Here is a 13,718-nt window from a genome sequence, read left to right as displayed (position 1 = left end):
GTTGTTCAGCAAATAGAAGGGAGTATTTTTTTTTGACCAAAATTAAGGGATTGATTCATGATTTCAAGCTTAATCAAGAAGTTTTAGGTCGTGTGAAGCGTTATGTAGATGTGTGCATGTTCCGCTTGAACCGTTGGGAAAGGTTCATGGAGAAAGAATTAGGGATTGTTGAAGTGGAGGATGTGAGTCAGCTTCACATTAGAAAGTACATTCAGGAGCGACAGCATATAGGGCGTGAAATCAACCGAACAATAAATAACTACCTCGCTACTCTGAAAGTGTTTTTTTCAATTCTTATTAGATGACGTTTTTATTGATGGACAGAACAATCCGATGCGGCTGATTAAAAAATCTCAAGGAAGCCAAAACCGTAATCGTCACGTTTAATGATGATGAAGTGTCGCGGATTATCAATGACATCAAAGAAGAAACCTATTCTAACGTCAGAGACAAGTTGATACTTATTGTGCTATTCGATACAGGAGATCGGGCATCTGAGTGGTGCAATATCAAAAATGATGATGTAGCCAGAAGGCACATTCTTATTCACGGTAAAGGTTCAAAGCAGAGATTGGTTTATATCAGCAATGTCATGCGGAAGTACATGAGAAAATATGAGGAACTAAAGCAGGAGCGTTTCAGGAAAAAAGAACAGGATGAAGTTGAGGAATACTACTTCCTAGATCAGTCGGCAGTTAAGCTTTCCCGCTCCCGCATAAATAAAATTCTAAAAGAGCATTGTAGAAATGCGGGTGTTCAGAAAAAAGTCCGATGCTCTCCCCATGATTGCCGTCACTATTTTGCTCAAAAACAATTAAGAAACGGCATAGATGTGTACAGTTGAAAATCAAGCAGGGTTCAATGGAGGGGAGAAAATGAGAAGACTCCTTAATCTTGAACTGGACGATACAACTACTCGCATGATATCGGGGAGATCGTACAAACAGTGTATCTAAGGAAAAATTATTTTCTGCTCACCGTAATTAGGGCGAACGAGCAGGAAGAATCATTTTTAATACGACCAATTTCTTCAAACAGCTTTATAGAGGGACAAAAAATCACTCGCGAGAAAACGAATTTCAGCCGCGCATTAACAGAAAGCAAATTCGATATATTTCTGGAATCACGTTTCAGGAGGATGAAGAGGACGGAAATCCATTTGATCTGTAAGTGAATCATTTGGGAAGTAGCGGCGAGGCCATTATTGGCTTCGTTGTTTCTTTTTCGGAAGCAGCAATGTTATGGGCTTTCTTACTGTTCCGCCGTCAAAAGAAAAAACTGACACAACCAAAGATTAAATATATTGTTGTGAAGAATTTTATGTTCTAGGGAATGTCATCTTTGATAATAAAAATACTACAAAAGGAGTTCTATTAAAGGCGGTTTCTTTGTTGCGTCTATACCGAATATATAAAACGGAAATCCAAGTTGAGATTGACTTAGTTTTTTGTCCTATCGGGACTAAGCTTGATTTATGTTTGCTGATAGCAAAGGAGTTTGGGGAATTTTGTAGAAAATTATTAAGAAAGAGGTAGCAATGAATATATAATCTTTAAGAACTGGACGAGGGGGTTATTATGTCAATATCTGTCGTGAATATGGGCTTCATTTTTCCCATATTGTTAATTCCTTTTTTCATATTAATTAATCGTAATCCTAATAGAATTATTCGTAAGTGTTCAAAGGTGCTTCTTCTATTCTCAGCTATAACTGCGATTGGTATTTTTCCACTATATTGTTTTTTTCAGTGGGGTGTAAAGATTCTAATCATTCCAATGGTACCTATATTAAGTCGTGGAGTTACGTGGATACTCGAAAAGACAAATATATTTAATACTGATCATATGGTTACTGTTGATAAACTGCTTAAGCTATCCATTGCTTCCGTTGGTCTAGGGCTACTTGCGATTGCATATGATCAACCACTAAAGCCAATTGTTGCAACCATTGTAGTAATGGCGTTTATTCTATTTATAAATATTGGGAAATATATAATATCGGGTTATTTGTTTGGCATTGTACTAGCCGTTTTTATGATTTCGCAATCAACGGATGCGATGTACACGGTAGTTTTCATTTTTATTATTGTTATGCTTATTCTTAGATTTTTTGATAAAGTATTTTCTTTTAGCGATAGAGTAAGAACCAGCATAGAAAGTTCAGCAGCGATCATTATTCTTCTTGCATCATATCCGCTAATAATAAAAGGAGGGCTTCAGTTTTACTTTGAAGACTTCTTTATTCAGATAGTCGTATTTATAGGACTTCTTTTAATTTATCTAGGAACAACATTTTTGATTCATAAAATTAGGGTTCCAGGTACATTGCAACACTATATTCCTACAGTAATCTCGTTAGCACTTGTATTTTTAATTTTGGAATCTATTAAAAACTCAAACATTGCTAATAGTTTCGGAGTGATATTCTATTTTTTAATCTTAATTTTTTTAGGATTAACATTTCTACGAGTAATGTCTCCGCTAGATACAATATTACATGGTACAAGTTTACTTAACTCGGCTAATATGCTTGGGGCTTTACAGTTTTACTTCGGAAAAAAGTTCGGTCAGACATTATTTGTTTTTCTGTATGGAAAAGCCTCACAGTCAATAAATACAATCTTCTCTCTTCTTATGCTTGGAGTTCATATAGTGGGAGTACTCTTTATCTACAAACAATTATCTCCTGAAGCAAGTAGTTCTGTTTCACTTAACAATGACTACATGTATTACACGGTGTTATCTGTCTGCGCTTCCTTTAGCTTTGTTCTTTCGATTTCCAGGGCAATTGATAAAGAAAAATTAAATATAGGAATGGATAATGAAGAAGCAATGAAGTGTAGTACTGCAATTGCTCTTAATTATTTCTTTACTCTTTTTCCATTTTTATTGATCGGATACAAGCAATTAAAAGAAATAGGTATAGTGGGTATTATCTTTGGAATAGTTTATATCTTTATGATAATAGTTAATACAAATTTCGCATTATGGAGAGACTTTTCAAAACCTCGATATAATGATTTTGCAATATCAAGAGGATACTTGTCAGTGGCTATTTTGATACTTCCACATATTGCTCTAGTAGGTGCGTTTTATTATTTTTTTGACATAAAGAATCCATTGGAAAGTCTCAGGGCAATAATAGGAGTGTTTCTTATGATTAGTCTGCTTTTTGGGATTGTTGCAAGAGTAATGTCTTATGATAACTTTTTAGGAAGTAAGAAGTTACGAAGAATGTCGTTCTGGGCTCTGCCTCTATTAATTGTTGGATTAAAACCTCTAACTATGGCTAATGCAGTGATTTTTCTTTTGATTGGGTTTAATAGAGAATTTGCTATACAACTTACTTTTTATTTTGAAATTTCATTTTTAATGGATATAGTGACTCTTATAATAATTGCTTTGTCACCATCTTCAAATGATGATTATAAAGGGAATATGATGGATCTTGTGAGAAAATGGAGGGACGATATGAGAAACTATTAGAGCATATAATAGGTGTTAAGCCTTATAAGAACAATCGATTAAATTTACAAAGAAGAGCAATGTTAATAGAATCCCATCTATTCTTGGAGAATACTTGATTTAGGTATGGGGGGACCTTCATCTAGATCGAAGTTTAAGGAAGGGGTAGTTTATGAAATTCTATGGAATTAAGCAAGAAAAACTACTTGAGAGAATACGTTATGAGAAAGCGAAAATTAAAACATTTATACGACCGTACTTCGAAGTAAATAAAGAAAAAAGAGAAGGAAAGAAAGAATGGTATAACCGAGTATTTAAAATGCCCGATAGGTTTACAACAGATAGAGATAATTCTATACCAATAGGAAAATACTTTAATTCTATTTCTGTTATTACAGTAGAGATAATAGCTAAAGAGGATGTAGCACGGTTGAAAGAAGGGATCAAACGACTAATCCTAAAAAATACAAGTCATAAATTCATTGGTGGTAGAAATTCTTTGAGGGAGATGAACGAGTCCATAGATAATTTATTGGATGAAAATATCTTCTCTAATAATGCATGGTTAGAGTGTGGGAGATTTGACTTTGCCCATAACAAAACTTAGCAGTCATATTGATTATTTTGATCTAAAATTAATAAACTTAAGCATATCTTACATTGCGGTTGAAATTCATATTTATTTGGCAGAAGATAGAAAAAAACGAATTGTAGATATAATAAATGAGGACTACCATGAAAAAAGAGGAGTAGTTTCTGAACATTACTCTCACAATTCAAAGGTAAATGGAGCGAAAAAATCTATTTCTGTTTCTCGTTATAATAATAGTATCTTAAAGAACGAAATGTTGAGCAATCTGATTATTGAATCGAAATGGTACTTATATAATGAACTTTCGAAGCATTTTCCTTTTGTTTTACATAAACACGGAATTGTACCGCCCAGTCTAAATCTGTATAAAACTAATTTAAATAATACTGGTGATGAGGATCGAGGGTTTTGGGATTCTGTTGGGGGGAGTTGGTATGGAGGACAAGCGCTTTCTTCATCAGAAACTATATTTTTTGAATCTAATTCAAACGCAAAAAACAGCGGTATTCAAAGGAATGACATTTTATTAGTAATCAATGAAGATGATCATCCCAAATCAGAAGGGTATTATAGTTTTGATTATCAAGTTACATTAGAGATATTGGAAAAAACATCTGAATTATTCAAATTAATCATAGTAAAAACACTGAATGGTTATTTTACTTCATTGGGATCGGCATACAGAAATAAAGTAAATAGAATTAAAATGAAGAAGAGGTTTTATAGAAAACTACTCAAAGTAAGGTTTGAATTCGAGAAAGATTTTATATTATTCAGGCGAATCAATAATGAAATTGATTGGGAAGATGAGAAAAATAATGCATTCAAAGTTTTCCCAAGTGATGATGCCGCTGAAACTCGTAAAAATTATAGAGTAATTAATGAATTCCCTCTAACGGTGCAAGAAAAGGTTGAGAAAGTTCGTGTAGATATTGAAAATATGCTAGAGCAAAAAATAACTGTTACAGGCTATATCAACGATTATATTAATTCATATAAGAATTTTAGGCTGAACTTTGTAATGTTGATGATTGCTGGAGCTACATTTATTTTCGTGCTATACCCTGAATTGGCTAAGAAATTAGCTTCACAAATAAACAGGATATTTTCGTTTTTTAATAGTATAGGTTGATGCCTCTATATATTGATTTATACTCGTTAAGGTAGATTTAAGTTATTCAATAATCCCCAGGCAATGTGAGATTATGCCTGGGGATTATCTCGATCACATTCTTTTCTGGAAGAATCTTATAGGAGTAGATCGGTTGTTTTTATCCGAACGCTCGGCTGACAGCTTGCTCAAGCTCGTCGTGGCTAGGTCTGCTGTATCTTCTGGTCATCTCTAATGATGCATGTCCAGTAAGTAAGCAACGGAAGCGATATCTACTCCAGCATTTACAAGTTCGCGGCAGTACGTGTGTCTCAGTTGATGAGGATGTATGTCATATCTCTACAACATATGCTGAACAGAACGGATGCTGATCCGCTACTTATATTGACTAAGGAATGCGCAGAATCAGTATCCGTTCGGGTTTAAAGATTTTTGGAAATATAGTATCGAGCATCTAAGGGGAGGCGAACTGTTCGAGAAATGTTTCCTTCGCCCTTACGAACTGTAAGGGAGACAGAGCGTTCATTGAGCTTCAGATCGCCGAGGTTCAGTTGACACAACTCGCTTACGCGGATGCCGGAAAAGTAGGGTTTAGATTATGGCAATATTGCGAGGATTCCCGTCACACTCCACATCGCGAAGCAGTTTACTCCCTTCTGTTCGAGATAACGATTTGTGAGCCGTGTGCAAGACTTTACATTGTACAGGGAATCGAAATGTCTTCCAGTACATTAAAGCAGTCTTTGAACGCAGCGAAGGCCGCGATTGCAGCGAACACTTTGCCAATTGTGGCTGCATTTCGATTCGCCGTTTCCAAATGCTTAATATATTGTTGTACATCTACTCTGGTTAGCTTATCTACATTCCCTCCGTTATCATGGAGCCATAAATTTAACACTTGAAGGGAGTATTTCGTTCGTTATTTCCGGTTCTTTTCCCCTGATGATATGCCTTCAATAAATCGGTTGCTCGCAGCATAAATTCTTGGTATTCTTGCTCTTGTTTGATTTGATGTTCGGATTTGTTTTTGGTTCTCATCGCTTAAATCCACTCTTTGAAGGCGAGTGCGGTTTGAATGAATGGCGAAATGTCGTCATACGCTTTCGGATTCGATGAAGAGAGCTGCTGCATATCGGTGGCGAAGGTTAACAGTTGCTTCTCATTGAACAATTCGTCTCGCCCGCTCAATCTGAACTCATGTTGGTAGACAGTAGCTATACAGCCGATCAAGTCCTCTTGGCCAGAACGAATTACATCTAACTTGTTATTGAAGAAGATGCAGGGCATCAGAGAATCGGCATCAATTTCAATACGGTCAGAGCAATTCGTATTAACATTAAGACGTTTGACGTATTTGCCAAACTCAAATTTTGTCTTCAAAAAATCCCGATGCTTTACCGTTTCGCAGTGTACCGCGTTAATTTCCGTCCCGTAAACTCCTTAAAGGTAAAATTGCCGACATAGGGGATAGCCTTTTAGTTCGTCCGGTTGACCACTTCTTTGAAGATGAGGGGAGCGTTGGCGCGAAGGATTCGGGCAATATTATGATCACTCACGGCAAAACCCAGTAAATTAAACAGATGTTTTGACCTTTCGTTAACGCTCAGTCTTGCATGAAGCACACCTCATAAAAGAATGTATCTTTACATGCTTTTATTTTGAATCTTAATCTATATGGAGTCAATTTCGGCACTATTTAGGACAAAGAGAATCAAATACTTCCCTAGAGAAGCTTCAAGACATTTATCGTAATACTTTTGCCCTTTTCAAAGAAAGGGTGATTAGCGATAATAGAATTGTAATGACTTTCCAATTAACAATACCATTTGAGTAAATATAAACACATTAGAAACGAGGAGAAATTCTATGTCGTACCTTACATTCAACAAGTTGAACAATATGTCTCAGTCGATTCAAAAGTCTCTTAATGAAAATTACCAATTCAGCACGTCAAACACGGTATTCCTTTCCCATCGTCATGATGACGAGCAGGAAGTAAAACAAGCAGTAGGTTTTTTGGCGCAATTCGGCCAAAGAACTTATGTTGACTGGCTTGACCATAGTATGCCTAACCAAACATCGTCTGAGACGGCTCAGAAGCTGAAGCAAAGAATCAACCGCTCTAATAAATTTGTACTGCTGGCGACACCAGGGAGTATCCGATCAATTTGGATACCATGGGAGCTTGGGCTAGCCGATGGTGTAAAAGGACTTAGTAAAATTGCAATTCTTCCGCTTGTGAAAAATGAAGGAACATGGGACGAGAGAGAATACTATGGGATCTACAACTACATTGAACAGTCATACGATGGCAACTGGTATGTTATAAAACAAGGGGAATCACGAGGGATTCATTTAGTCAATTGGTTTGAATCTTAAATTTGAGGAGGATGAACTGGTGAGCAAAGAAATAGCGGAGTTTCTGAAAACTTATAAAACTGCTATTGAGGAGTCTAATGCGGCTGTATTTGCGGGCGCAGGATTGTCTAAACCTGCGGGATTCGTGAACTGGAAAGAACTGCTTCGAGATATCGCAGAAGAAATCAATTTAAATATCGATAAAGAAAGTGACCTTATAGCAGTTGCGCAGTACCATGTTAATGAGAACGGTGGAAACAGAGGAAAAATAAATCAGGCATTAATTGAAGAATTTACAAAAGATGCCGAAATCACTGAAAATCATAAAATTTTAGCAAGAATGCCTATAGATACATATTGGACAACCAACTATGATGATCTAATCGAGGAAGCCTTGAAGAATGAAGGAAAAAGAATCGACTCGAAAATAACGACCGAAAACTTAGCGGTAACCAAACCCAATAGTGATGCCAAGATTTATAAAATGCATGGGGATATTTCATTGCCTCATGAAGCCGTTTTAACTAAAGATGATTATGAAAATTACAACAACAAACGGCAGTTATTTACAACGGCTCTTCAAGGAGACCTCGTTTCAAAAACAATGTTGTTTATTGGCTTTAGTTTTGATGATCCCAACTTGGAATATATTTTGAGTCGTATAAGAATCCTGTTGGGTCAGAATCAACGCACCCATTACTGTTTTATGAAGCAAGTGCAACGAGATGATTTCAAGGAAGAGTCGGATTTTTTATATGCTGAGATAAAGCAGAAGTTAAAAGTTAATGATCTGAAAAGATACAGCATTAAAGTGCTTTTGGTAAATCAATATGAGGATATAACGACCATACTCAAGGAAGTGGAACAGCAATACAAGAGAAGAAATCTATTTGTTTCCGGTAGTGCTTCTGACTATGGAAATTGGGGAGAGCAGCGCTGCTTAGAGTTCGCGAGTAACCTCAGTAAAGCAATAATCAAAAACGGGAACAATATTGTAACTGGTTTTGGTCTCGGAGTTGGGAGTTGTGTAATCTCGGGTGCGTTGGAAGAAATTTTTAAAACGCGAAGTCAGCGGGTAGAAGAACGTCTGATTTCGAGACCGTTTCCCCAAAATACAACTGGTCAAATTTCTATAAAGGAATTATGGACTAAACACAGAAATAACATGATTCAAAACGTTGGGATTTCCGTTTTTATGTTTGGTAATAAAATTGATGCTTCAACAGGTACTGTTATAGAAGCTAATGGCATGATTGAAGAGTTCGAAATAAGCGTGAATCATGGCGTAATACCCATTCCCATTGGCGCGACCGACTTTACTACTCAAAAAATATGGGAGACTGTTATAAATGATTTTGACCAGTATATTCCCGATGCTGAGCTAAAAGATAAATATCAATTGCTGGGCGATGTGAATCAGACTGACGAAGCGTTGATTAACATTGTAATTGAAATTGTGAATAAGCTTGAAAAAAGAAAAAAGTCATAGTAGGGGGTATGATACATGGCACGAAAGACATTTGTTTCGTACAAATACAGTGAAGCGAAAAGAACAAGAGATCGAATTGTCGAGGCTCTTGGTGATGATGCTCGGTTTTATCAAGGGGAAACCAGTGCATCGCCTGACTTGACAGATAGAAAGACGGATACAATTAGAAATCATCTAAAAGAAATGATTTTTGATACTTCTGTTACTATTGTCGTCATATCCCCAAATATAAAGCTGAGTAAATGGATTGATTGGGAACTTGAATATTCTCTAAAGAATATTACAAGAGAAGACCGTACCTCGGGAAGTAATGGAATTGTAGGCGTAATTCAAGAGATCAATGGAAGTACTAATTGGATTGAAAAATATATAACTACATCGGATGGGTGTAGGTATAGGTACTTAGATAAAGATTTGTTGTACGAAATAATCAACAAGAATAGATATAACCGCAAAACCCCGGAATTTACATGTCCACAATGTGAGACTGTAGATACTTAAGAAGGTTCGTATATAGCTTTAATCAATGAAAAAGATTTTTTGTTTGAACCTGGAAAATATATTGAAAATGCATATGAAAAAAGTAAGCGAATAAATGAATTTAACATTACCAAGACCGTAAAAAAAGATTTGTTTTCGTTCTGGTGAACCACTTGGTATGAAGAACATTTGGTAAACATACAGCAGTATTTGCTTCGTCATATGACGAAGCTTTTTCATCTATAAAGCTATTGAAATTGGTCGTTTTGCCCGCTACAATTGATATACCGAACAACGTGGTAAATGAATAGTAATTAACTCTATAATATGCACGTATTCCTACATTGTAGGCATTCGTGCCGTAACGTCCATCGATGGAATGACAGTTGACTGGGCATGTATCCCTTGGAGAAAATCTCCGTGCGGATCGTTAACGAAGTGGATAACGTAAACCGTATCGTGTATGACGTAACTTCCAAAACACCAGCAACGATTGAGTGGGAATAAGAAGTTATCTATACAGATTTAATAACAAGAGATCGGAGTTTCCGTCAAAGGAGCTTCGGTCTCTTTTTTTCTATCATTTTGTGTTCGCACCAGACGTTAAGTGGCGAAGCAGGCGATAATGGCAGCAGGCATGTGGGATGAGAGCGGATGGTGGTATAACGATGAATCTCTGAATATTTAATTTCTTTTTTAAGTTCGTTTCATATTATTTTCATGTCGGGCTTGTACACTAAGTACAGAATACGGCTATATGGCAACTGAAAGGAGAATTGAATGTATGCGTAAAACCGACAATATGAGCAAATGGAAGATGGGCATTGGAAGTGCGTTTCTGATGGTGATGCTGGCAGGATGCGGCTCGGGTATGCAGGACTTGGCTCTTGGTGCGGGAGATTCTTCATTTGTGAACTTAGAGGCAGCAGATTCATCTTCCGATCAAGCACAGAATCAGGAATTGTCTGAGGGATCGACCGATAGTACAGGTCAGGAACAACAGCAGGCACAGGACGTGCTTCAGACAGAGATTTAGAATATATGGCATAGGACCTATCATGTAAAAAAAATGAATTAGTAACCGTAACAGACTGCTCTCTATACCTAAGCTTTTTCAATATCCAAATACATGATCTTCATCACATAACCATTTTCTCGGTAACGGTAACCCATGAAGCTACCGCAATCAAAGTGTGCATGCCGCCTTTGATTGCGGTAGCTTTTTGATTTGTGAAACCTCAGTTTAATTTGGGTGGTAAACCGCTGAACTGGTTCATTTTGTTAAATAATACGAACGATTTATATGATAAGTGATAATAATATTCGTTTTTCTCATTGACAAACTAGAGGTAACCCTCCTAAAATAGTGATTGGAAACACACAAATAGCGCATACTACTTCGTATAATCCCGGGGATTGGCCTGGGAGTCTCTACGAGATCACCCTAATGATCTGGCTACGAAGAGGAGAAGGCTGAGCACATGAATTCTACATGATTGCGTCGGGCATGACATCACGCACATTAGAATTTTTTTTGTTCTCCCTAATTGGCACCGTGCCACTCCTCATCAGTTAAAACCCTGGGTGATGCATTCATCTCAGGGGTATTTGTCGTTTTTCAAAAGGCTTCAACATCTCTAAGGGGGAATTATTGAATTATGGATCGTTTCTTTAAATTAAAAGAAAACGGAACGAACGTTAGAACGGAGATTGTTGCGGGTCTTACTACCTTTATGACAATGGCGTACATTCTTTTCGTAAACACGTTGTTCTTGGGATCGGCCGGAGCCGGTATGTCGGACAATGCAGTATTTTTTGCAACAGCTGTAGGTGCTGGTTTGATGACCATCATTATGGGATTGTTCGTTAACATTCCGATCGCCCTTGCACCAGGTATGGGTTTGAACGCTTACTTCATGACCGTGGTTCTGAGTTCCAACGGTGCGATTTCCTGGCAGGCAGCTCTCGGAGCCGTATTTATCTCTGGTATCGTGTTTATTATTTTGACAGTAACCAAAATTCGTCAAATGCTGCTCGTTGCAGTTCCAGACTCATTAAAAATGGCAATCACAGTTGGTATTGGTCTCTTTATTACCATTGTAGGTTTCAAACTGGCTAATCTAGTCGCTGTAACAGTTAATGTTGCACCTGATGCAGATCTGAGCCAACCGATTCCTGGCAGCAGTTTTAATCTGTCTTTGGGTAATTTCATCACTCATCATGATGCGTTACTGGCACTGATTGGACTGCTCATTATTGCTGTACTGATGGTTATGCGCGTCAAAGGTGCACTGCTAATCGGTATCATTGCTACAACGTTGATTGGTATCCCCATGGGCGTTACGAATCTCAGCGGATTGTCTGGTGCAAGCTGGTTGCCTAACTTCAGTGATCTGGCGGTTGGACAACTGGACTTGAAAGGTGCCATTAGCCTTGGGTTGTTTGAAATCATCTTCATCTTCACCTTTGTAGAGCTGTTTGACACATTCGGAACGATGGTGGGTACAGCGACACGAATGGGGATTATGAAGGACAAGAAAAAAGGCGAGAAAACAATTGGTAAAGCAATGCTCGTGGATGCAGTGGGTGTAAGTGCAGGGGCAGCACTGGGTACAAGTACAATTACTGCATTCGTTGAAAGTGCCTCTGGCGTCGAAGCTGGTGGACGTACAGGTTTGACCTCTGTAACGACAGGTATCCTGTTCATTCTGGCTTTGTTTATTGCTCCACTGGCATTGGTTGTTCCGTCCGCTGCAACAGCTCCGGCGTTGATCATCGTGGGTGTCTTAATGATGAATCAGGTTCGTAGCATTGAGTGGGATGATTTCCTGCAAGCTTTCCCGGCGTTTCTTACCATCGTATTGATGCCTTTCACTGGAGGAATTGCAAACGGGATTTCCGCAGGGATTGTCTCCTATGTAATCCTGGCCGTATTCAGTAACCTGGTTACGGATCGCAAAGTGAAGATACACTGGCTTATGTGGATATTGGCTATCATTGTTATATGCCGGTATGTATTTATAGGTGGGGAATAAAGGTTTGACTGAATGGATTGGGTCAGATACTTATGATGTATTTATTATTGTACAAATGAAAAGAAGCGGAAGCCTTGGTACATTAACGGGGCTTTCGCTTTTTTTGTTTCTTCTATATATGTAGCATGAACTTTGACTTTCTTCTATATATAAAGGAGGAACATACATGAGTTATGATTTGATGATTTTTTATCCAGCCAAGAGCTCCATTTGATAAAGCGTCGTTTATGAGATGGTATAGTGAGCATACAAAGTAGTCGAAAGTGGTCGGAGGACCATTCCTATTCAGACATTTCCTTCTATGTATGTGGACGATGAATGTGTTTGAAGCGATGGAAGGAGCGGGAACAGATAATCGATTAACAGAATACTCGCTTGGAAAAGAAGTGATTTATGCTGCATTCGCATGGTCTGTTGCGTAAGATGCCTGTAAATTGATGCGTGAGTTGACTAAGAAGCATAACGTTGGTTTTCTTTGATGTAAGCGGATCGGATGGTGAGATCATCAGGACCTAATGTGTACACTAAAATAGCAAACTTGAAAAACAGCACGACGAGAATTAAATAGCAGCTGGATATAGCCAGTTTGAAAGACACTCTACTATATATAATAGAAACTAGTGTAGTATGATGAAACTGCAGTTCTCCGAGATTAGAAAGATAGTTGCTGATGAGGGATGAGTATCGTATAAGGTATAAATATAGGAGTAGAGAGGAAGAAGAGAACCCCTCACAGATAAAATGAAAATAAAGCTTGCATTCAAAATCTGTACATGGTATATTCTAATTCCGGCCAAGAAAACACGAGAAATACGGTGCGGCAAGCGAATGAAATAAGCTTCGAAAGAAACTTAAAAAAAGAGCTTGCAAAGTTGGTTCGGATGTGATATGATATAAAAGTTGCTGAGGTGAACAACACACGGCAATGAAACAAGTTTGATCTTTGAAAACTGAACAACGAGTGAGTAACGATCTTGCTTGCAAGATCGACGCTGAGAAATCGGTACAAGTCTTCAGACTGTATGATTTCGAAGCAAAATAAATGAGATTTTTAATCTCGTCAGTTTCAAAATGAGCTTATCGCTCTTTTCAATACTTTATTGGAGAGTTTGATCCTGGCTCAGGACGAACGCTGGCGGCATGCCTAATACATGCAAGTCGAGCGGACTTGAAGAGAAGCTTGCTTCTC

At 37.7% G+C, this 13,718-nt stretch carries 14 protein-coding genes, 1 rRNA gene, 1 pseudogene and 1 riboswitch; of the genes and pseudogenes, 13 read left to right on the top strand and 3 right to left on the bottom strand.

What is annotated here, in order from left to right:
* Positions 1–32: 32 nt before the first annotated feature.
* The 6 genes from CRO25_RS33920 to CRO25_RS16150 all read left to right on the top strand — a co-directional run bounded on the left by CRO25_RS33920 (position 33) and on the right by CRO25_RS16150 (position 5,188).
* Positions 33–305 carry a site-specific integrase gene (locus CRO25_RS33920; protein ID WP_256863665.1) on the top strand — a complete coding sequence of 91 codons (273 nt, stop codon included), beginning with the start codon at positions 33–35 and terminating at the stop codon, positions 303–305.
* A 92-nt stretch (positions 306–397) separates the two neighbouring features.
* Entirely contained in the window at positions 398–844 is a 447-nt protein-coding gene (locus CRO25_RS33915) for a tyrosine-type recombinase/integrase (RefSeq protein WP_256863664.1), read from the top strand.
* Between the two features lie 326 nt (positions 845–1,170).
* Positions 1,171–1,329, top strand: a complete 159-nt coding sequence (locus CRO25_RS33400; RefSeq protein WP_179132195.1) for a hypothetical protein — start codon at positions 1,171–1,173, stop codon at positions 1,327–1,329.
* Positions 1,330–1,577: 248 nt separating this feature from the next.
* Positions 1,578–3,485 (top strand): hypothetical protein, encoded by a 1,908-nt coding sequence (locus tag CRO25_RS16160; protein WP_079695706.1) that lies wholly within the window; start codon positions 1,578–1,580, stop codon positions 3,483–3,485.
* Positions 3,486–3,636: 151 nt separating this feature from the next.
* Positions 3,637–4,071 (top strand): hypothetical protein, encoded by a 435-nt coding sequence (locus CRO25_RS16155; protein WP_079695705.1) that lies wholly within the window; start codon positions 3,637–3,639, stop codon positions 4,069–4,071.
* Positions 4,052–5,188, top strand: a complete 1,137-nt coding sequence (locus tag CRO25_RS16150) for a hypothetical protein (RefSeq protein ID WP_079695704.1) — start codon at positions 4,052–4,054, stop codon at positions 5,186–5,188. Before CRO25_RS16155 ends, CRO25_RS16150 begins: the two co-directional genes overlap by 20 nt.
* 210 nt (positions 5,189–5,398) lie before the next feature.
* Here CRO25_RS16150 and CRO25_RS34290 read toward each other — a convergent pair whose 3' ends face one another.
* The 3 genes from CRO25_RS34290 to CRO25_RS16135 form a co-directional block, all read right to left on the bottom strand.
* Positions 5,399–5,497 carry a tyrosine-type recombinase/integrase gene (locus CRO25_RS34290; protein ID WP_079695911.1) on the bottom strand — a complete coding sequence of 33 codons (99 nt, stop codon included), beginning with the start codon at positions 5,495–5,497 and terminating at the stop codon, positions 5,399–5,401.
* A 364-nt stretch (positions 5,498–5,861) separates the two neighbouring features.
* Positions 5,862–6,065 (bottom strand): site-specific integrase, encoded by a 204-nt coding sequence (locus CRO25_RS33060; RefSeq protein WP_143806551.1) that lies wholly within the window; start codon positions 6,063–6,065, stop codon positions 5,862–5,864.
* A gap of 143 nt (positions 6,066–6,208) precedes the next feature.
* A complete protein-coding gene (locus tag CRO25_RS16135; protein ID WP_079695702.1) occupies positions 6,209–6,547 on the bottom strand; it encodes a hypothetical protein in 339 nt (112 codons plus the stop codon).
* A gap of 486 nt (positions 6,548–7,033) precedes the next feature.
* Here CRO25_RS16135 and CRO25_RS16130 point away from each other — a divergent pair, with 486 nt between their 5' ends.
* The 7 genes and pseudogenes from CRO25_RS16130 to CRO25_RS16100 all read left to right on the top strand — a co-directional run.
* Complete coding sequence (locus CRO25_RS16130; protein ID WP_079695701.1) at positions 7,034–7,546, top strand: toll/interleukin-1 receptor domain-containing protein; 513 nt, start codon at positions 7,034–7,036, stop codon at positions 7,544–7,546.
* A gap of 19 nt (positions 7,547–7,565) precedes the next feature.
* Complete coding sequence (locus CRO25_RS16125) at positions 7,566–9,014, top strand: SIR2 family protein (RefSeq protein WP_079695700.1); 1,449 nt, start codon at positions 7,566–7,568, stop codon at positions 9,012–9,014.
* 15 nt (positions 9,015–9,029) lie between these two features.
* Positions 9,030–9,515 (top strand): TIR domain-containing protein, encoded by a 486-nt coding sequence (locus tag CRO25_RS16120; protein WP_256863663.1) that lies wholly within the window; start codon positions 9,030–9,032, stop codon positions 9,513–9,515.
* A gap of 310 nt (positions 9,516–9,825) precedes the next feature.
* A pseudogene (locus tag CRO25_RS16115) lies at positions 9,826–10,001 on the top strand (GMP synthase (glutamine-hydrolyzing)); the annotation flags it as partial.
* Positions 10,002–10,278: 277 nt separating this feature from the next.
* Positions 10,279–10,530 carry a hypothetical protein gene (locus tag CRO25_RS16110; protein WP_079695699.1) on the top strand — a complete coding sequence of 84 codons (252 nt, stop codon included), beginning with the start codon at positions 10,279–10,281 and terminating at the stop codon, positions 10,528–10,530.
* Positions 10,531–10,873: 343 nt separating this feature from the next.
* Positions 10,874–10,973, top strand: a riboswitch (purine riboswitch).
* Positions 10,974–11,152: 179 nt separating this feature from the next.
* On the top strand, positions 11,153–12,529 hold the full coding sequence (locus tag CRO25_RS16105) for an NCS2 family permease (protein ID WP_064642315.1): 1,377 nt from the start codon (positions 11,153–11,155) through the stop codon (positions 12,527–12,529).
* Between the two features lie 1,097 nt (positions 12,530–13,626).
* Positions 13,627–13,718, top strand: a 16S ribosomal RNA gene (locus tag CRO25_RS16100); the annotation flags it as partial.

Origin of the sequence: Paenibacillus sp. RU5M (assembly GCF_900221055.1) — a bacterium.
Classification (GTDB): Bacteria; Bacillota; Bacilli; order Paenibacillales; family Paenibacillaceae; genus Paenibacillus; species Paenibacillus marchantiae.
Note: the sequence above shows the minus strand (reverse complement) of the source record. Positions and strands in the feature narration are given on the sequence as shown.

Excerpts from the sequence above, each read along its gene's own strand:
- CRO25_RS16160 (WP_079695706.1), top strand. The coding sequence starts at position 1,578 with ATGTCAATATCTGTCGTGAATATGGGCTTCATTTTTCCCATATTGTTA.
- CRO25_RS16155 (WP_079695705.1), top strand. The coding sequence starts at position 3,637 with ATGAAATTCTATGGAATTAAGCAAGAAAAACTACTTGAGAGAATACGT.
- CRO25_RS16130 (WP_079695701.1), top strand. The coding sequence starts at position 7,034 with ATGTCGTACCTTACATTCAACAAGTTGAACAATATGTCTCAGTCGATT.
- CRO25_RS16120 (WP_256863663.1), top strand. The coding sequence starts at position 9,030 with ATGGCACGAAAGACATTTGTTTCGTACAAATACAGTGAAGCGAAAAGA.
- CRO25_RS16110 (WP_079695699.1), top strand. The coding sequence starts at position 10,279 with ATGCGTAAAACCGACAATATGAGCAAATGGAAGATGGGCATTGGAAGT.
- CRO25_RS16105 (WP_064642315.1), top strand. The coding sequence starts at position 11,153 with ATGGATCGTTTCTTTAAATTAAAAGAAAACGGAACGAACGTTAGAACG.